Origin of the sequence: Sphingorhabdus lacus (genome assembly GCF_009768975.1) — a bacterium.
In the GTDB taxonomy this organism is placed as follows: Bacteria; Pseudomonadota; Alphaproteobacteria; order Sphingomonadales; family Sphingomonadaceae; genus Sphingorhabdus_B; species Sphingorhabdus_B lacus.
This window is the reverse complement of the sequence record NZ_CP035733.1, coordinates 1,311,924-1,330,299: the sequence shown is the minus strand read 5'-3', so window position 1 is coordinate 1,330,299 and position 18,376 is coordinate 1,311,924. Positions and strand designations below refer to the sequence as shown.

The 18,376-nt window shown below is 58.8% G+C and carries 23 protein-coding genes; 10 read left to right on the top strand and 13 right to left on the bottom strand.

The features are described 5' to 3' along the window. Window positions 1–55 precede the first annotated feature (55 nt). From EUU25_RS06280 to copC, 3 genes are read right to left on the bottom strand one after another with little or no spacing between them, the layout of a single operon-like run. On the bottom strand, window positions 56–793 hold the full coding sequence (locus tag EUU25_RS06280; protein WP_158899297.1) for a hypothetical protein: 738 nt from the start codon (window positions 791–793) through the stop codon (window positions 56–58). Continuing rightward, window positions 748–1,692: a copper homeostasis membrane protein CopD gene (gene copD, locus EUU25_RS06275; protein WP_158899295.1), complete on the bottom strand. Its 945-nt coding sequence runs from the start codon at window positions 1,690–1,692 to the stop codon at window positions 748–750. Before copD ends, EUU25_RS06280 begins: the two co-directional genes overlap by 46 nt. A gap of 3 nt (window positions 1,693–1,695) precedes the next feature. Beyond that, window positions 1,696–2,085: a copper homeostasis periplasmic binding protein CopC gene (gene copC / locus EUU25_RS06270; RefSeq protein WP_158899293.1), complete on the bottom strand. Its 390-nt coding sequence runs from the start codon at window positions 2,083–2,085 to the stop codon at window positions 1,696–1,698. A gap of 129 nt (window positions 2,086–2,214) precedes the next feature. On the opposite strand from copC, the gene EUU25_RS06265 reads away from it, so the two are divergent. The 10 genes from EUU25_RS06265 (at window position 2,215) to EUU25_RS06220 (ending at window position 9,147) form a co-directional block, all read left to right on the top strand. Next, window positions 2,215–2,481 (top strand): hypothetical protein, encoded by a 267-nt coding sequence (locus EUU25_RS06265; RefSeq protein WP_158899291.1) that lies wholly within the window; start codon window positions 2,215–2,217, stop codon window positions 2,479–2,481. 1 nt (window position 2,482) lies between these two features. Further along, complete coding sequence (locus EUU25_RS06260; protein WP_158899289.1) at window positions 2,483–2,920, top strand: periplasmic heavy metal sensor; 438 nt, start codon at window positions 2,483–2,485, stop codon at window positions 2,918–2,920. Continuing rightward, complete coding sequence (locus EUU25_RS06255) at window positions 2,917–3,489, top strand: RNA polymerase sigma factor (RefSeq protein WP_158899287.1); 573 nt, start codon at window positions 2,917–2,919, stop codon at window positions 3,487–3,489. Before EUU25_RS06260 ends, EUU25_RS06255 begins: the two co-directional genes overlap by 4 nt. Window positions 3,490–3,826: 337 nt before the next feature. Then, window positions 3,827–5,665 carry a copper resistance system multicopper oxidase gene (locus EUU25_RS06250; protein ID WP_158899285.1) on the top strand — a complete coding sequence of 613 codons (1,839 nt, stop codon included), beginning with the start codon at window positions 3,827–3,829 and terminating at the stop codon, window positions 5,663–5,665. Continuing rightward, window positions 5,662–6,861, top strand: a complete 1,200-nt coding sequence (locus EUU25_RS06245) for a copper resistance protein B (protein WP_158899283.1) — start codon at window positions 5,662–5,664, stop codon at window positions 6,859–6,861. Before EUU25_RS06250 ends, EUU25_RS06245 begins: the two co-directional genes overlap by 4 nt. A 90-nt stretch (window positions 6,862–6,951) precedes the next feature. Further along, window positions 6,952–7,317 (top strand): hypothetical protein, encoded by a 366-nt coding sequence (locus tag EUU25_RS06240; protein ID WP_158899281.1) that lies wholly within the window; start codon window positions 6,952–6,954, stop codon window positions 7,315–7,317. Between the two features lie 67 nt (window positions 7,318–7,384). After that, window positions 7,385–8,104 (top strand): PepSY domain-containing protein, encoded by a 720-nt coding sequence (locus tag EUU25_RS06235; protein WP_158899279.1) that lies wholly within the window; start codon window positions 7,385–7,387, stop codon window positions 8,102–8,104. Further along, a complete protein-coding gene (locus EUU25_RS06230) occupies window positions 8,101–8,442 on the top strand; it encodes a hypothetical protein (RefSeq protein WP_158899277.1) in 342 nt (113 codons plus the stop codon). The genes EUU25_RS06235 and EUU25_RS06230 overlap by 4 nt, the downstream gene beginning before the upstream one ends. A 13-nt stretch (window positions 8,443–8,455) precedes the next feature. After that, window positions 8,456–8,659 (top strand): hypothetical protein, encoded by a 204-nt coding sequence (locus tag EUU25_RS06225; protein WP_158899275.1) that lies wholly within the window; start codon window positions 8,456–8,458, stop codon window positions 8,657–8,659. Window positions 8,660–8,718: 59 nt separating this feature from the next. Continuing rightward, window positions 8,719–9,147 carry a DUF411 domain-containing protein gene (locus EUU25_RS06220; protein WP_246162940.1) on the top strand — a complete coding sequence of 143 codons (429 nt, stop codon included), beginning with the start codon at window positions 8,719–8,721 and terminating at the stop codon, window positions 9,145–9,147. A 13-nt stretch (window positions 9,148–9,160) separates the two neighbouring features. On the opposite strand, the gene gnd is transcribed toward EUU25_RS06220, so the two are convergent. The 10 genes from gnd to EUU25_RS06170 all read right to left on the bottom strand — a co-directional run bounded on the left by gnd (window position 9,161) and on the right by EUU25_RS06170 (window position 18,030). Next, window positions 9,161–10,147: a phosphogluconate dehydrogenase (NAD(+)-dependent, decarboxylating) gene (gnd, locus tag EUU25_RS06215; RefSeq protein WP_158899273.1), complete on the bottom strand. Its 987-nt coding sequence runs from the start codon at window positions 10,145–10,147 to the stop codon at window positions 9,161–9,163. 12 nt (window positions 10,148–10,159) lie between these two features. Continuing rightward, a complete protein-coding gene (locus EUU25_RS06210; protein ID WP_158899271.1) occupies window positions 10,160–11,077 on the bottom strand; it encodes a ribose-phosphate diphosphokinase in 918 nt (305 codons plus the stop codon). Continuing rightward, on the bottom strand, window positions 11,074–12,624 hold the full coding sequence (locus EUU25_RS06205) for a thymidine phosphorylase family protein (protein ID WP_158899269.1): 1,551 nt from the start codon (window positions 12,622–12,624) through the stop codon (window positions 11,074–11,076). The genes EUU25_RS06210 and EUU25_RS06205 overlap by 4 nt, the downstream gene beginning before the upstream one ends. 117 nt (window positions 12,625–12,741) lie before the next feature. Next, window positions 12,742–13,185: a DUF1622 domain-containing protein gene (locus EUU25_RS06200; protein ID WP_158899267.1), complete on the bottom strand. Its 444-nt coding sequence runs from the start codon at window positions 13,183–13,185 to the stop codon at window positions 12,742–12,744. Beyond that, window positions 13,172–13,891 carry a cytochrome C gene (locus tag EUU25_RS06195; RefSeq protein WP_246162938.1) on the bottom strand — a complete coding sequence of 240 codons (720 nt, stop codon included), beginning with the start codon at window positions 13,889–13,891 and terminating at the stop codon, window positions 13,172–13,174. Before EUU25_RS06195 ends, EUU25_RS06200 begins: the two co-directional genes overlap by 14 nt. 5 nt (window positions 13,892–13,896) lie before the next feature. Then, a complete protein-coding gene (locus EUU25_RS06190) occupies window positions 13,897–14,625 on the bottom strand; it encodes a hypothetical protein (protein ID WP_158899263.1) in 729 nt (242 codons plus the stop codon). Then, window positions 14,625–16,574 (bottom strand): 2Fe-2S iron-sulfur cluster-binding protein, encoded by a 1,950-nt coding sequence (locus tag EUU25_RS06185; protein WP_158899261.1) that lies wholly within the window; start codon window positions 16,572–16,574, stop codon window positions 14,625–14,627. Before EUU25_RS06185 ends, EUU25_RS06190 begins: the two co-directional genes overlap by 1 nt. 26 nt (window positions 16,575–16,600) lie before the next feature. After that, window positions 16,601–16,999 (bottom strand): hypothetical protein, encoded by a 399-nt coding sequence (locus EUU25_RS06180; RefSeq protein WP_158899259.1) that lies wholly within the window; start codon window positions 16,997–16,999, stop codon window positions 16,601–16,603. An 88-nt stretch (window positions 17,000–17,087) separates the two neighbouring features. Continuing rightward, window positions 17,088–17,546: a heavy metal-responsive transcriptional regulator gene (locus tag EUU25_RS06175; RefSeq protein ID WP_158899257.1), complete on the bottom strand. Its 459-nt coding sequence runs from the start codon at window positions 17,544–17,546 to the stop codon at window positions 17,088–17,090. Between the two features lie 130 nt (window positions 17,547–17,676). Next, window positions 17,677–18,030, bottom strand: coding sequence for a hypothetical protein (locus EUU25_RS06170; protein ID WP_158899255.1), 354 nt, complete (start codon window positions 18,028–18,030; stop codon window positions 17,677–17,679). Between the last annotated feature and the right edge of the window lie 346 nt (window positions 18,031–18,376).

Sequence of the window (18,376 nt, the reverse complement as noted above, 5' to 3'; positions counted from 1 at the left end):
TGATCATCAATTGCACGTGGTCCCGCCGGTAAGAATTGCAAAGCTGACCATCACATCAAAACGGCATACCCGGATCGAATTTGAAGCTAGGGAAGTAAGCACACCGTATGCCTGATCGGAAAAGCCACCGGCCGCGGCCGCGTCTGCCAGATTGCGCGATTGACGAAGCGCCTCGATGGCGCGTTGCAGCTGCAGCCATTGCAGGCAATTTTGATGGGGGCACGCCGAAGTCACGAACCGCAATTTCACGTAACCGTGCGGGCGATAGTCCGATCATCCCAGCAAGCGCGGTCGGACTGGTTCCAGGTTCGCTCTCAGCAAGACGGGCGCGCAGTCTCTTGTCGATGATCCGCGAGCCAATCAATCCGAGAAAGTCGGCGATCCACTGCCGGGCTTGCTTGCCATCCTGTATGGCCAGCAGTGCGGACGCATCGCCACGACTGAGCCGGGTGCAGCCAGCCTGAGCGACCGGACTATTTCTTCCCCGAAACATCGGATCCACATAGATTGTCCGGACCGCGATACCTACTGGTGCAAGACAATGTAGTGTCCCAGCCGGAATCAGCGCTGCGTCGCCTCGCGCGAGACGTAGCGGACTGGGCCCGCCGATTTCGCACGCATCATCCAGCGCAAGGCTAATCTGGTGGGCGATGTGGCGGTGCGCGCGATTGTCGCCGATCCGTGCGTCGAGCCAGGCCCAGCCCATGCCAAGGGTCATTGCCCCTGACCATGATGCGCCTTTGCCGTTCACGACATCGCAGCGCTGGCTGTTGGTTCGAGCGTGCCAAGCCATGCGACCGCACTCAGAACTACAACGCCCGCCGCTGCTTCGATCAAAAGACTCGCTCGCAGCGCGGAAACGGCCTTTGCCGTATCGCCGTCGGCGAGCGCCTGGCCAAGACCGGGTGTCAGCCGCCACCGGTTCTGGGCGCCCAGTAGCATCATCATTCCAACTAGCAGTAGCTTCAAAATCAGCAACCAGCCATAGAGGCTATCGACCAGGACCGTAATGTTGGAGATCCCGACCAGGATCTGGCTGTTGATCAGGCCCGTCACGATAATCACTGCCACACAAATCGTACCGTTTCGGGCAAAACTGTCCAGGGCCCGGTGCGAAACAGTCAAGCGGTCGCCCCAAAGACCATCATCTGGAATCCGCAACATAGCGAGAAAGGCTGCAATACCGCCGAGCCAGATGGCGGCAGCAATCATGTGCAGCATGTCGCTGGCCTTGTGGATACCGCCGACCATGCCCTCGGTCGCCCCGGCATGTCCGGTCCACACCAGCGTCGCAAGAGCCACCGCACTTGTTCCAAGAACGGTGGCCAGCCGAGTTTCGTCGGAGCGCTTGATCAGGATCGCGGCAAGCAAACATGCGATAAGCGCAACCATGCGCACGACCCAGGCAGCACCAATTGGCGTCTCGATAATGATCGAACGGCTTGTTTGCCAATCGATGTCGGCAATCGAACTGCCCATCATCTGGGCAACAAGCGCGAGGAAGCCAAGCAACGACAACAGGATCGACGCGCCCGACCAGAAAACAAGCGTTTTCTTGGTTGCCAACATGACCCCGTCGCGTCGTTCGCCCTCGCGAAGGGCGTAAAGCGGAAATGCGGCCAGCCCCACCAGCAGCATCAGGCTCAGATATAATCCGAGCCTGATCGCGATCATCCCCCAATCGGTGTCCACGTCTTATTTGACCGTGAAGCTGAATTCGCTGCCCATCCGGTGCGTGTCTGCCCCAGCAGCTGACCATGCAACCTTATAGGTTCCTGGCACGAGCGCCTTTTTCGGCATAAGCATCATCGATTTGCCGTCTTTGCCCATCATCGACGAAAAGGCGACTTTCATCGGGGGGTGATCTTTCATTCCTGGCATAGCTGTCATGACGAGCTCAGCTTTCACTGTAGATGCCATCAGTTTTTCATTAAACACGAGAGTAATGGATTTTGCCTTGTCCTTTGAGACGGTAGCATTGGCCGCGGGCGTTGATGACAACAGCTTGGCGTGAGCGAACGCCACGTTTGGCGTCATGATCGTGGTAATGGCAGCAAGGGCAAGAGGAACGATGAACTTACGCATGAGCAGTCTCCAAAAAATTGCGTCTGATGGTAGATACGCATTCACGAGTTTCACCCCTCGAAATGAAGTTTTGAGGGATTTCTTTGCCAAGCGCGTATATGTGGAGGAAGCAAATTGGATGAGGACGCTATGGACAACCTTTTAATGCAGCTGAAGCGTAATCCGCCGGCAGGCCTGCTTGACGGACTGGACGACCGGGTGCTGATGACGCTCGGGATACGGCAACGTGAAGCGCGGGAATCGCGAAAGTTCATGGCCTTGGCGGCGTGTGTTTCGCTTGGCGGAGGCGCCTTTGCCGGGATCGCGATGGGCGAGCCTGCGGTTGCAGCGCAGCCGCTGTCGCCATTTGCTCCGACCGCAATGTTGTCGCCGTCTTCGCTGTTGGACGCACGCTGACATGCGTTCGCGGCAGTTACTGCTTTTGGCGGTTGTGGCATTTGTTTCGGCCGCCTGCGGTGTTTTTGTCGGACGGGCTATAGCGGATCGTCCCCGTGCGAGCGAAACCGAGCTCCATGCTTTACTCCACGACGACCTGAAGCTGACCAGCCAACAACAGGAAAAATTAGATAAGGAAGAGGCGCGGTTTGCAGTCCGCCGCAAGGCGCTTGAACTCGAAATGCGCGCGGCTAATGCGCGCCTCGCAGAGGCGATCGAAGAAGAACATGGATATGGGCCGAAGGTAACGGCAGCTATCGACAACAGCCACATCATGATGGGCGAACTTCAAAAAGAGACGCTGGAACATCTGTTCGCCATGCGTGCGATCCTTAATCCGGAGCAGGCAAAAATGTTCGACAGAACTGTGGTCAAAGCCCTGACCGCCGATGCGCGGTGACGCTGGACCTGTCGCGATGTGATGACCGGGAACTGGCGAGCCTGGCGGTTGCGGGTCAGCAACAGGCATTCAAGGAACTGGTGGGGCGTCACAAGAGCGCCGTTTTCCGCCTGATCCGGAACAATGTAGGCGACACTGACGAAGCACTCGATCTCGTCCAGGAGAGTTTTGTTTCGGCTTTTTCGGCGATCAATCGCTATGATCCCGCTCGCCCGTTCCGGGTCTGGATTTCGCGTATTGCTCTCAACAAATGTCGCGACTGGGGGCGAAGGCGTGCCGTGCGGTCCTTTTTCTGGCTGGCCAAGCCGATCGACGCTGATGACATTCTAGAGAGCGATGCGCCTGGGCCTGTACGCGAAGCAGAAAGCAGAGCCGAACTCAAGCTCGTTCGAAGGGCGATGATGGATATGCCGACACCGCTTCGCGAAGTCCTTACTCTGCGCACAATAGAAGAGCTCACCCAGACCGAAACTGCAGCCATTTTGGGGATCAGTGAAAAGGCGGTTGAAACAAGGCTATATCGGGCTAGAGCACGGCTAAAAGGAGTGCTGGGCGAGGCTGAAGCTTAACGCGCGCAGTTGGGTTGGCCATTTTTCCGCGAGGGGAGCGGGATGCACGGTCAGCTCGTGGTTGTCGATCTGGAGTCGACGCACTCGGTGGGCGTGCATGATTATGTTGTGTTCTTCATGCCCCGCGCGCGAAACAGGCAGGCAAGGGAGCGCTTTGCCCCGTGGTCCGCACAAGTGGTGCAACGGAATAGGCGTTTGCCGATGGGAGGGCTTCCATAGCGCGCCTGGGTCAGCCCCCGGTTTCTCATTCAATACGACCAAAAGAAATGATTGAGGCAAGGGGTGTGCCGCCGGGCTGCGTATGGAGTTAAGTAAGACACTTGCTCATGGATCCGTTATGCACATTAATCGACGACATTTTGTAAGCGGAACGGTCGGAAGCGGCGCCGCTCTGGCGCTGGTTGGCTGGATGCCCGCTTGGGCACAACCTGTATCCTCTGGCATCGTTGCCCCCCTTCCTACCGTGTCGGGCAGTGATATCAGCTTGCGCATTGCGCGCCAGACAATGCGCGTCGATGGCAAGGTTAGTCGGGCTATCGGCATTAACGGGACGGTTCCAGCACCTTTGATCAGGCTTCGCGAAGGGCAGAATGTCCGGCTTTCGGTGACGAACGATCTCGATGAAGACTCTTCAATCCACTGGCACGGTCTGATACTGCCTTTCCAAATGGACGGGGTGCCGGGCGTTAGTTTTCCTGGCATCAAGCCGCGTTCGACCTTCGTTTATGAATTCCCGGTGGTTCAATCAGGTACCTATTGGTATCACAGTCATTCAGGGCTTCAGGAGCAACTTGGCCATTACGGCCCCATCGTTATCGATCCAAAAGGACCCGATCCAGTCGGCTATGACCGTGAGCACATTGTTGTGCTCTCCGATCACAGCGAGCTCTCACCGGAGGCCATCTTTCGCAAGTTGAAGGTCAATCCAGGCCATTTCAACATGCAGCGTCAGACATTGGGCGGATTGCTTGCTGGCAAGGACCAGCCGCTCAAGGATCGGCTGGAATGGGGCGCGATGCGGATGGACCCGACCGATGTCGCCGATGTCAACGGATCGACCTATAATTTCCTTGTGAACGGCTATGGTCCCAAAGACAATTGGACGGCGCTTTTTGAGCCCGGCGAGCGGGTGCGCCTTCGCATCATCAATGCGGCAGCGATGACGATCTTCAACGTTCGCATCCCCGGGTTGCGTATGACGATCGTGCAAGCGGACGGATTGAACGTCCGTCCGGTCACGGTCGACGAGTTCCAGATGGGCGTTGCTGAAACCTATGACGTCATTGTCACGCCGACCGACGACCGCGCCTATACGCTTGTGGCCGAAGCAAATGACCGTTCGGGACTGGGCCGCGCAACACTCGCGCCGCGTGCCGGGATGGCGGCAGAAGTCCCCCCCTTGCGGGAGCGGCCGCTGGCAACGATGAAAGACATGGGCATGGGGGACATGGACATGTCTGCAGGCGGTGCGATGGAGGGAATGGATCCTTCGTCCGCAGGCGCGGCGCCCGCGCCGGATTGCCCGCCCGAACATGCCAAGATGGGTCATTGCACCCCTGCCGATGCGGCTGCAGCGCCGGCCGATCATAGTGCGATGGGGCATGGTGCCGCTGGCATGAGCCATAGCATGCGCGATTTCAGCGTTGCCCCGCAGGTCAAGCGCGATCCAAGCGTGCAGACGATTTCGCCTATGCCCGTGGATCGTATGGGCGAGCCTGGGCAAGGCCTCGAAAATGCCGGTCATAAGGTGCTGACCTATCATGACCTCGTCGCCCTCGACAAAAACCCGGATGTACGCGCGCCCGAACGGTCGCTCGACATTCACCTGACCGGCAATATGGAGCGCTTCATGTGGTCGTTCGACGGCATCAAGATGTCGGACTATCACGAACCCATTCCCTTCCTTGAGGGTGAACGGGTTCGCATCAATCTCATCAACGATTCTATGATGAGCCATCCCATCCACCTGCATGGCCATTTCTTCGAACTGGTCACAGGCAAGGGAGATCATGCCCCGAGGAAGCATACTGTGCTCGTTCAACCTGGCGGCAAGGCAAGCTTTGATTTTACCGCCGATGCGCTTGGCGATTGGGCCTTCCACTGCCATCTTCTCTACCATATGCACGCAGGGATGATGCGCGTTGTCAGCGTACGTCCGCGGGGAGAGGCGGCATGAGCTTGACCCGTATCATGTTGGCTGCGACGGCGGCATTGGCCCTCACTACGCCCCTGCAGGCCCAATCGATGCAAGGCATGGATCATTCGTCGATGCCTGTGGCCAAGCCCAAAAAGCCGGACGCAAAGCCAAAGCGGCCCGTCGCGCAACAGCCCGCCGCACAGCCGGCTTCCGATCCGATGCCGAAAATGGACCATGACAATATGCCGGAAATGGCCGCGCCAAAGGAGGAGCAAAGTACCACATCCGACTGTCCGCTCGAGCACGCCAAAATGGGGCATTGCACGCCAGCTGATGAAGGCATGTCTGGTATGACGATGCCAGGTTCGCCCATGGCTGAGCCTCCGGCCGATCCCGATTGTCCGCCCGAACACGCACAGATGGGCCATTGCACGCCCAAATCAATGCCAAAACTGTCTTCGGCAGCGGGTGATGCGAGCGGCACGGATCTGGAGCCCGGCGATGCACCGGCTCCGGCACCGCCTTCTGACTGGTACGCTGATCGCATCTTCCCCCAAGAGGAGATGGCGAAATCGCGCGAGGAGATGATGAAAGAAAGCGGGGGCTCGACCTTTCGCTATCTCTCCTTCGATTTGGCCGAGTTTGTCGTCCACGAAAACAAGAACAGCTATCGCTGGGATGGCGAGGCATGGTTTGGTGGTGACATAAACCGTTTTGTTTTCAAATATGAGGGTGAAGGAGAGTTTGGTGGTCCGCTCGACGATCTGGAACTTTTCGGGCTCTATTCGCGTGCGATATCACCCTATTGGAATTTGCAGGCCGGCATCCGGTACGATGTCAAACCCGATCCGTCGCGGACCTATGCCGTGATTGGCGTCGAAGGCCTGGCACCCTATTGGTTTGAGGTCACAGCAGCGGCCTTTGTTTCGAACAAGGGCGAAGTCCGGGGCCGCATCGAGGGTTATTACGACCAGCGCATTACGCAGAAGCTGATATTTCAGCCGAGGTTCGAAGCTAATCTGTCAGCGCAAACCATTCGCGAACTTGGCGTTGGTGCCGGTCTCAACAATCTCGAATTGGGCGCGCGCCTTCGCTATGAAATCAAAAAAGAGTTCGCACCCTATATCGGTTTTGAGTGGATCCGCCAATTTGGCGAATCGGCGCGGTTCACCAGAGCGAGTGGCGGGCAGGTATCCGATCCGCATTTTGTCATGGGTGTGCGGGTCTGGTTTTGACGTTCTCCAGTACCATACGACGATCCTTGAGACGGGTGGGATGCCAATTGTCCGGGCATTGCAGGCCGGCATATGGGTAGGAATAGGGAGATGAGAAAGCCAACAGCGATTCTCTGGATCGCCCTATTGTCCGGTGTGCTTGCCGCTTGCGGCACCCAAGAGGCTCGCGACGAAAAGGCGACGGAGGTCAGTACGGAGGCTGTGCCTGCGAACGATCCCGTGCCTCAGCCCGCTGCTGCGGACAAAAAAGCCGTTACTCGAGACGTCGGCGTCCCGGCTGTAGTTCGAGCGCAAGACCCTGGGAAAGTGACCGTGCGAGACAGAGTAAAGCCAGCCAAACCTGTCCCTAAGACCGAAACCAGCCCCCAAGCTCCCGCACCTCGCGAAAACGCGGCGCCTGCCGAATCTCCCCCTGATCCGCATGCCGGACACGACATGAAAGGCGCGCAACGTTGAATGAAACAAACCATCACGACCGCCGAACCATGAGCCATCTTCCTCTTCCTTCGTCGCCCCGCACCTGATGGCATTCAGGACGCGCTTCCATCTTATCGCAAGCCGCATCCACAAATGGCTGGCGCTTGTTATCGGCGCGCAGCTGCTGATCTGGTTCGCCAGCGGCGCAATCATGAGCTTCCTGCCCATCGACAAGGTGCGCGGTGAACATCTGGTTGACCGTGAGAGTATCGTTTCAATTCCTGACGGCGCCGCTTTTATCGATCCGAAGCGGATCGTCGTTCAAGTAGGTGCACCCGTCGAGGCAATGACCTGGCGCATGCTTGATGGTCGACCCATCGCCGAGGTGGCAACCAAGCGAGGCATCAAGCTCTTTGATGCCGCGACCGGCAGGCCCGTTCCTCCAGTTGATTCAAAACTCGCAACGCGGATTGCCGAAGCTGCCTGGAAATCCGCGAAAAAACCCAAGGTAGAGGCAAGCCTAGTCAAGCAGGAAAGCCCCGAATATCGAGCTGCGCTTCCTGCTTGGCGGATCGCGTTCGCCGACCCCGACTATACCAGCATATTCGTTGCCGCTGACACTGGCAGGATCACTGCCGTGCGTACCGGCACATGGCGGCTCTATGACTTCTTCTGGAGCCTCCACATCATGGACTGGAAGAATCATGAGAACTTCAACTCATGGTGGCTGCTCGCTTTCGCGATCGGCGGACTGATGCTTGGATTGGCAGGCACGGCCTTGCTTGTGATCCGCTGGCCTTTTAAGCGGAAGAGACGGACGGCATGAAGCTATTGAGCATAGTCTTGCTTGCCATGGCCATCCTGCTGCGCGCCGATCCATTGTGCGCCGCGACGGTAGGAAATCCGACAATTTCTGCAAGCATGAGCTGCGACAATATGGCCAATAATCTGTTGCCCGAAGACGAGCGCGAATCGACGGCCGAGGCGAGGCTCTGCCACGCTTGTACCTTTCCGGTTGCGGGCTTTAGCTCGCAGACCCTGCTCCGAGCGTGGGCCGAATTACCGCACACAATAGCCTTAGCGCGGCAATCTGCGGGGCATATTCCAGAGCCGCCGGTACCGCCGCCGCGCGCCGCCGTGCAAGACCAGGAATCAACATTTTAATTGGAGTGAGATCATGAAAACCAAATATCTTATCGGCGCGTTTGCGCTCAGCATATCCAGTGCTGCCTTTGCCACCGAACCGGCGCCAGCGCCCAAGAAGGAGTGCTGTTGCTGCAAGAAGGACGAGCAGGGCAAGATGGCCTGTTGCAAGGACAAGGCTGAAAAAGCCGAAGATGATCACAAAGCCCACGACATGGGTGGCATGGATCACAAGTGAACAACCTTAGCGGGAGGCTGGCGACAGCCTCCCGTATTCCGAATTGGAAGGAGCCTATCATGAGAAAGCTATTTTTGGCCTTAGCCCTTGTTGCAACGCCAGCGCTGGGCGCGTCCGAAATGGTTATGCACCGCGATCCCGGCTGCGGTTGCTGTATGAAGTGGGCAGCTCAGGTCAAAGCGGCGCTTGGCCGATCGGTCAAGGTGGTCGATAATGTAAACCGCGCTGCACTTCAGAAAAGGCTCGGCATAACCTCGTCGCTCCAATCGTGCCACACGGCGTTCATAGACGGGATGGCTTTTGAAGGTCATGTTCCGATCGCCGATATCAAGCGGGTTCTAGCGGCAAAGCCCAAGGGCGTGAGCGGTCTCGCTGTCGGCGGAATGCCGCTGGGATCGCCCGGGATGGAAGTTCCTGGGCAAAAACCACAAGCCTATATCGTCTATTCTTTCGGATCGGCAGGTCAAAAGATTTACGCCCGACACTGATTGGGTTTGCGCCTCAGTTTTGGCTGGGGGGCTCTTTGTGCCCCCCAAAACCCATGCGCATGGCAGAGAGCAGCTGATTGCCGAACCTGGTGTCGGTTCGGGATTCGAAACGGGCAAATAGTGCAGCTGCGAGAGACGGCGTCGGCATGCGATTGTCGATTGCTTCATTGAGCATCCAGCGCCCTTCACCCGAATCGTCGATCCGTCCCGAAAAGGCCGAAAGCTGCGGATCATTGAGCAGAGCTTCAGCGGCAAGATCGACCAGCCATGAGGAAATGACGCTCGAACGGCGCCAGGCTTCCGCAATTTCATCAAGTTTCAGCTCGAATTTCTCGTTCGCCAGCCTGGGCGGTGCAGCCGCCGCTGCCAGAAATTCGAAACCTTCGGCGATCGATTGCATCATGCCATATTCAATGCCGTTGTGGACCATCTTCACGAAATGGCCCGACCCGCAAGGACCGGTTCTGACGAATCCCGGACGCTTGCCATGCGGTTCTCTGTGATGGGGTTCCTTGCCATTGGCTGCAAGCTCTGCCGGGGCCAGACTTGCGAAAATCGGATCAACTAAGTCGGCCGCTTCAGCTGGCCCTCCCACCATCAGGCAGAAGCCGCGCTCCAGCCCATGTACCCCGCCTGAGGTTCCGACATCAAGAAATGCGATTCCGCGCCTCTCTAGCATGGCTGCACGTCTGGCTGCGTCCTTCCAGTAGGAGTTGCCGCCATCGATCAGCACGTCGCCTGGAGACAGCAACTCGGATAGGGCAACAAGCGCCTCGTCGGTGGGCTCGCCAGCCGGGAGCATGAGCCAGATGCAACGCGGCGCTTCCAACTGGCTGACAAGGTGGGCGAGCGAAGTCGCTCCTTGAGCACCCGCTTGGACAAGCGAGGCGATCGGTTCCGGGCTTCGATTGAAAACATGGATCCGATGACCATTTCTGAGCAGCCGAAGCGCAATAGCCTGGCCCATCCGACCCAATCCATAGATTCCAAAGCTCGCCATCTCTCTATCCCTTCATTCAATTGGTTTGCGCGCCGGTTCGGTACCCAGGCGCATCTCTTCGACCGCCTTGGCGAGGACATCGCCCAAGGCAATCGCATTGGTGCCATGCGCGACCGTGTCCGTGCTGACGATCTGGACCGATCGATCATCGAAGACATCCTCGACCTTCCGATCAAACAGCGCATGGACGACAATGCAGCAGCTGGTTTCGAAGCCCGAATGGTTGAGTGCGCGCACAGATTCCACAAGCGTTTGGCCCGACGAGCCGATATCATCGACAATGACGGGTCGGCGGCGCGCGAAGGGTTCGATGTCTGGCAGGGTGACGCTGACCCTGCGGTCTCCGGTACGCGATTTGGTCAAGACGAAGTGCGGGGCACCGATTAGCCGGGCGACACTGCTCACCCATTGTTCGCTCTCAAGGTCCGGACCGATGATCACGGGGTAAGCGACGTTCGCCTCTATCCAGCGCGCGATCGACGGTGCGGATTGGACGACGATGGAGCGAATCGAATAGATCGCATCGAGCGACGCATAGCGGTGAAGGTGCGGGTCGACGGTGACGAACCAGTCGAACGCGCTCGACAACAGTCGCGCAAATGTCCGCGAACTGACCGCTTCGCCTGATCTGAAACGACGGTCCTGGCGCATATAGGCCAGATAGGGCGCAACCAGAGCCACTTCGCTGGCACCCAGATCCCGCGCCGCATCGGCGGCCAGCAGCAGCGGCACGACGAGCTCGTTTGGCCGCGCGAGCGTGCACAGCAAGATGACCGAGCGTCCAGCGACGTCGCAGGCAAAGCGCAGATATGTTTCGCCGTCGGGAAACTGGCGTATTTCTAGCGCGCCAATTTCGGCATCAATGGTGCCGGCAATGCTGGCAGCGAGGTGTTCGTTTCCCGGGAGGGGGATGAGAATGGGCGGGTTCATGGCTCTTCGATTCCGAATATTGCGCCAGCTCCGGCGTAGAATTGCATTGCGTAGTCGAGCTCGCCGCGGCTTTCGGCGTGAACGGTGCACAGCGTGGCACCGGTTTCGACTGCGTCTCCCAGCCGGCAGTGTAGTTCAACGCCTGCCGCCTTCGACGCAGGTGCGCCGGCGAGCTTGGCGAGCTGGGCCAGGCACCGGTTATCGATGGAACCCAACATTCCGGCATTCGGGGCAAGCACAACCTGCCTATGGGCCGACACCGGCGGCTCGCGCAATCCGCCCTGTGCCTCGCAAATTGCCTGAAATTTGTCCCAGGCTCGCCCGCTTTCGAGAGCGTTTCGGGCTAGCATCGCCCCGCCACCTAGGGGCGCGAACTCGGCGAGTTCCAGCAGCGCACCGGCAAGGTGGCATGCCCGATCGGCAAGGTCAGCGGGCGGGTTGCGCTGCTGCAACACCGCCAACACATCTCGTGCTTCGAGCGATGGACCGATGCCGCGACCGATGGGCTGGACTCCGGGGCCTTGAAGGATACGGATCTTGACGCCGAACGAAGCGGCAACCGCCTCCAGCCAAAAGCTCAATTCATCAGCGGCTTGAAGGGTCCTGACCTTTGCCGTCGGGCCGACCGGCATATCGATGACGAGGTGCGTGGCACCTGCCGCAATTTTCTTTGACAGCACAGATGCGACCAACTGGCCTGCGGAATCGAGATCAAGAACGCGTTCGACCCCGATGATGATATCGTCGGCTGGACTAAGGTCGACGGCTCCTCCCCAGACCAGGCAGCCGTTCTCCCGCGCAACCACGTCGCGGATTTGTTCGATGTCGAGATCGACCGGTGCAAGCGTTTCCATTGTGTCGGCGGTGCCGGCCGGCGAGGTAATGGCCCGCGAGGACGTTTTCGGAATGACCAAACCGAGCGCGGCTACGATAGAGACGATGATTGGTGTTGTCCGATTTCCCGGTAGTCCGCCGACGCTGTGCTTATCGACGATAACCGGCTGATGCCAGGTTAGCCTTTTGCCCGCGCCGATCATCGCCTGCGTCAGCGCGATCATTTCATCAAGGTCGAGGGGAAAGGCCGAACAGGCGGTCACGAACGAGGCGAGATGGACATCGCTGTACGTCCCGGCGACAAGGTCAAACATGATGTTTGCGAAGTCGGCTTGGGCCAGCCTGTTGCCGTAGACGCGCTTGCGTAAGGCGCTGAGCGACGGCACCGGCTGCGGATGGCGCACATTGACAGGCTCACCGCCGCTGAGACCAAGTCTGGTCCAGGCTTCATCGGAAAGTCCGATGTCGCCTTCGGCCACCAGATCATTTGTTGATCGCATCAATCGGGCAACAATCTGGCGATCACCTGCTTCGACAAGAATCGAAGTGCGCGCCGTCAACCCCTCGGCCCGGCATATGGCGCAGTCCTCGGGCATCACCGCGATCGGCTCGGCCGACCCCGCAATCAGCCCCAATTTCCGAGCTTTGAGGCCATGTCCGCTTGGACCAAAGGGAATGACACCGGTCTGGCCGGGCTCCACTTGTCGGCTCATTGGCAGCCCTCCTCGCGATGAGCGGGAGTGCGGCAATGCGGGGCCTGCTCGTAGAGGGTTTGGACATGGCGGCCAGCGGCGCAGACAAGCCGGTTTTCGTCGGGAGCCGGGTGATCGCTATCCCTCATCCTGGCCTCGTGGCGGATCGTTCTTCGCGCGATAGTTGGGGCGCACAACGGGTTGGGTCCGTCCTGCCATGGCTGTTTCCTGCCAAGGCCAATGGCCGTTGATCTCGACCCCGAGCGAAACACTCAGAAATGTACGGACGAGAATAAGGCCGGCAAGGACAAGAAGGTCATCAAGGCTGGGATTGATGACGAGCGACTTTAATATGTCGCCAGCCACCAGAAACTCGAGGCCCAGCAGAATGCTGCGGCCCAAAACGGCTCGGACGGGCTGGTAAGCGGCCTGAATGCCGCACGCGCGCACGCGCGACACGAACAGGAAAATGGCGGCAACGGCGCCTGCCAATATCGTCATCGTCCCGGCGAGTTCGAGCAGCAGCACCGCGAAACGGACGAGCGTGTCGAGCGCGGCATTTGCAGGCTCAATGATGGTCATACCATCCGACCTTGCGAATATTGTTCCAGCTGTCAGTGGTATGACAGGCGACGCATTGATTGACTGGAGCGTGCTCTTTGGCCACGCGTTGTGACACCATTTTAAAGTGCATCATGAAGTGACTTGGCGGTGCTTTGTGACATTCGGCGCATTGCCGTGAATTGACCGAAGGGTGACGAAATTTGGCAATTTTCCATTCTATAAGTGTGTGACAGCTCTTGCAGTCCTTGCCGAATAGGCCCTGATGCGGATCGCGTGCCGCGTGACAGCTTGCGCATGACAGGGCATTGCTGGTCTTGGATGATGTGCCTATCGGACTTGCATCTGCTGTTACGCCCGGGCCTCGCCAGAGCTTGGGGTCGAGCAGCGCCAAATGATCCATGCGTGTGAGGCTCGCGCCGCCGTCATGTTCGAGATGGCAGGTTGTGCATTGTTTGGCGTTGGCGTGAAACCGCGTCGATGCCTTGGTGCCGAAGTCCGCCCCGATATGGCAGGCAATGCATTTTACCGGATCGACGCCCTTGTGCGGCGTATGACAGCTTTCGCAATCCGCCTTCACAGAAGCATGTTGGGCGGACAGCGGGCCGGGATCGACCAGTGCCGTCCAGCCCTTGACAGCACTGCTCCCGCCGCCATGGGTCATGAGTGGCACAATGATGACCAGCAACACCAGGGCCAGCGCATAGACGGCGTAGAGGAGCCGCATGCCCTTCATAGCCAGCGAAACCCGAAATAGTAGCCGGCCCAGATGTGGAGCAACAGCAGCGCATAGAGCAATGTGCTGGTGGCGATATGGATGGTCCGCCAGGTCCCGAACAGCCGGGAGACCGCCCGTTCGGCGCGCACGGCATATTCGGTATCTGCCAGCGCTTCGGCGCGTTGTTTGGCGTCGGCCAGATCCGCAGGGTCGAGGTCGTCAGTCGGGGCAAACAGAAAACGCCAGCGGCTAAGGCCATTGCTTGCGTCTCCCTTGGGCGGCTCAGATTTTGGCGGCTGTGCATCCAGACCCAGCCGCAGCATTGCTAACTCGGATTCGCGCGCCCGGATGGCTTTGGATACCTGAATCAGAAAATAGCGGCCGACGAAACCACTCCAGACGACAAGGATCGCAGTACCCGTCAGCGCGATCCCAAGCGGGCTCTCGAATTTGTGTGCGGCATGGATCAGCGCGAGGATTGGCCCGAATGCCCCGGCATAAATGTGGATCGACAGCAAAGTCCGCTTGCTGATCCGCAGGTCGAGCCACTTCCCGAATGATGGAATGCGCCGCGCAGCGACATGGACGAGGGGAACCAGCATCAGCAAGGCTGCGGCTATCCCGAGAAGGCTGCCTGACAGGCTACCGGGAAACCGAGGTGAGGCATGAACAATAAAGCCGAGCAGAAAGATCAGCAGGAAGGCGAACAGCAACCCCATCAAGATGTCGCTGCGCTCACGCATCAGGCTTCGACCACCAGCGGGCCGCGCGTGCACCGCGCCTGGCAGGCAAGCACATAGCCTTGCGCCTTATCGGCGGCATCCAGACCGGTTTCGACATCCATTGTAACTTCGCCTTCGAGGAGTCGTGTGACGCAGACACCGCACTCACCGACCCGGCAGGAATAGGGGATTTCGACCCCCGCCGTCTCGGCGGCTTCAAGGATCGTTTCGTCGGTATCGAGCGGAGCCGATATGCCCGCAATCGAAAACGTCACGGTTGTCGCAGCCAGTTCATCACGTGCCACTTTTGTCTTCTCCGGCGCCGCCTCTGCAGAGGACGCCTCGGGCTGTTCTGCACCATCTTCCTTGGATAGGTCATCGATTGGCAATGAGGCGGGGCCGAAGGCTTCGCTGTATATTTGGGCCTGGGGTACGCCGATCTGTGTCAGTATGTCGCGCATTGCGGCCATCATCGACGGTGGTCCGCATAAATGGACGCGCCGCTTGGCGATCTCGGGGACGGCGCTTTCAAGCAACTCACGCGTGATATGCCCTTCGGCTCCGTGCCAGACGGTTCCTGGCGAACGTTGCATCGAAGCAAAGACATGCAGATTGGAATGACGCCGTTCGAGCTGCTCGATCTCGCTCCTGAAAACAAATTCTTCGGTCGAGCGAGCAGCGTAAACGAAGAAGATGTCCCCGCTCCATGCCGTGTCGGTCAAGAACCGCAGAACCGACATCATTGGAGTAATGCCGACGCCGCCAGCAATCAGAACGATGCTCTCAGCATCGGTGCCGGTGAAAGTGAAATGGCCGAAGGGACCGGCGATATGGAGGAGATCGCCCGGCTTCAACGCGTCGTGCATGTAACGCGAAACCGCACCCTGCGCTTCGCGTTTGACCGTAAGTTCAACATAAGCGCGCTGAGTCGGTGAGGAGGCAATCGTATAGGAGCGCTTGGCTTTGCTGCCATCGTCTTTCGGCACCTCGACCTGGAGGAATTGGCCGGGCATGAAGTCGAAGGGAAGCCGATCCGCACCAGGCAGGATCATCCGAAAGCTTTTGACGGTCGGTGTCTCGTCGAAGATCTGCGCAATCCGCAACTCCCCGCTCCAGCGGTTGAGTTTGGTCGCTGCCGCGCGGTTCGGAGGGGCGGCCTGCCGCGCCGGTACCTGATCGGTATCGGAAAGTTGCTGGCGGGCGACTGCCGTGCCTGTCTTGGCGCGCCTTGGATCCAATGATGCACTAGGCTTTAAGTCTACAGGACGCGGCAGCTGACCCGGGGCAATGAGCGCGCGCACGCGGCGCAGACGCAGCAACTGAAGGAGTAGCAGCGCCGCCAGCCCAAGCAGTGTTACCGCCATGAACAGCCAATGCCCTGCGGACAGCCCCCATAATTTTCCCTCCATCGAGGCATGATCCTCAGGTGTTCCCAGCCCCATTTCGGACCGGAACCAGTCGTTGGCGATCTTGCTACCAGGTCGGCTCCCGTCCAGTGCCGCCGTGGTCGCAGCTCCGCTCTCTACCAGCGCTGCGGCTTCGCGCAGCTGGCTCGCTATCGCAGAGCTATCGGCCTGACCGGGGCCATGGGCATCGCCTGCTTGTCTCGCAAGGGTCACGCCCTGATGGAGACGCGCCGCTGCCTCAGCTGCAACGGTCGTCCGAGCGCGTTGATCGAGTTCAGGTAAAGTCAGCAGCGCCGAATAGGCGGCGGTCTGCTTACCGCCTTCCATCTCGCTGCCCATCATCTCGTCCATCATTTTGGACATGGCTGCGCCTGTATTCGCGGACGGACTCGCTGAAGGCGGGGCGGGCGCTGCGGGCTGGGGCACCGTGGCAGCCGGAGTGCCGTTGCCGGGGTGGTGCGCGGCATGATCGGCAACTGCCTGAGCCGCTGCCGCCTGTGGGGGTAAGGCAGCGGCAGCAAGCAAAATAGGTACTGACCGGCGCAATATAGAAATGATTAGCATGTCCAACAGACGCCAGGCTTGGCCGATCACATATCGTTCATCGGCATCGGATCGGCCTTGTCCTTCGGTGCCGGGTCTGAGGGGGCTTTGCCGCCCATGCCCTGCATTGCGCCGCCCTTCATAGCCGGATCGTTCATTCCGCGTTGGTGCATCTTGTCCATTTGATCATCAGGCATCCACCCGCCTTTCATCGAATCATGCATGGCCTGGTCTTCGTTCATCCGGTTATGCATTTCGCGGGCGACTTCTGCGGCGTCCTCAGAGGTGTCCGTCTCGTTGGCAGGCACGGCCTGGACTGTTGTATTGCCGTCCGAAGCGTTTGTGTCTGACTTGCTGGCCGGGCTGCAGGCGCTGAGCACCGCCGCAGCCGCCGTCATGGCGATGACGGGTATGGCATAACCCGATTTGAGAATGTACTTAATCATGATCTTTCCTTTGGTTTTTGGCGAACTGTCCCCGGCAGGCGGCGTCGGGGGGAAGTTCAGGGGGGAGTGCGCCGCCTGCCGAAGGCTGTCAGGGGTCTGCGGCTTTGGGCATGGTTTCACTTTGGATCTTATGCCTGTGCCGATGCGTCGGATGCGACATGTACAAGATGATCGGACAATCGCTGACCGGGACATCGATCGGGCAATCCGCAACGAGCTGTTCCAGCGCATGCTTGATCCCGCGCAGCTGCCGAAGTTTGGCTGACAGGTCGCGAATTTTTTCTTCTGTTAGCTTTACGACGTCGGCAGCAGAAGCCGAGGCTTGGCCGCGTATCGATAGTAAAACTCCTATTTCACTTAACGTGAACCCCAGCGTCTGTGCGGTCTTGATGAAATTGACGCGTTCGACATCGCGGTCGCCGTAGATACGGTATCCGCTGCTCGTCCGGTCGGCGCGAGGCATAAGACCCGACCGTTCATAATAGCGGATCGTGTCGCGCCTGACTGAGCAGGCGGCCGCCAGGGCACCAATGGTATATCCTCGCATGCTATCATCCTCTCGTCCGACGACGAACCCACCTACCGCCGGCCCATTTTCATGCCTGCGGGCCCAAAGTAGTAAGTGAGGTGTCTCAGCCGGTGAAGGAGCAGCCCGGACGGGACTGCCCCGCCTTCGGTCAATTCTTTCGGAGTTCAACGATGTCGTGCTTTTCCAGCTTACCGTCAGTGATCTGCGCACGAGCAAAGTGATCGTCGATTACTTCACTGATCGTGACCGAACCGACCTTGACCCGCGTGTAATTGGGTAAGTTCGATTTGGTGCCGTGGGGGTGATATTTCGCGCGATAGACATCCAGAACCTGACCAGGCTGCGCACCGTCACTCTTGCCAATACAGATGACGAGTCCAGTTGGTTCTACGGCGATGACCTGGCCGCGCATGATCCACGTATGGCCGAGCCCTTGGGCGAGAGCGGGAGCTGCTGCAAACAGCGCCGCTCCGATCAGAACGGGTGCAAAAAATTTCTTCATGGCTAATCATATCCTTTCGATTTAGGCTGTTGGCTACTTTCCATACAGCGGGCTGAATGTTCCTCCTGCGAGTCCAGAACGATATCTTTTGACCCGAACCACCGGTCGAAGGGGCACCCCCGAAGCCAGCCCCCATGCCGACAAAATTGTACTGCGACGGATCATGCTTGTTTCAACCGAAGCCATTTGCGCTCATTGTCGGACCATCCTCAATACGTATTGTGCACAGGATGGCGGCCGCTTTTCAGCATCTGCTAGGCTCTAATCGCGGATGCAGATGTGTCATTTGTTACTCTAACATCAAGCACTTGATCCTTCGCCTTCCGTCAAGCCATAACCTTTGATG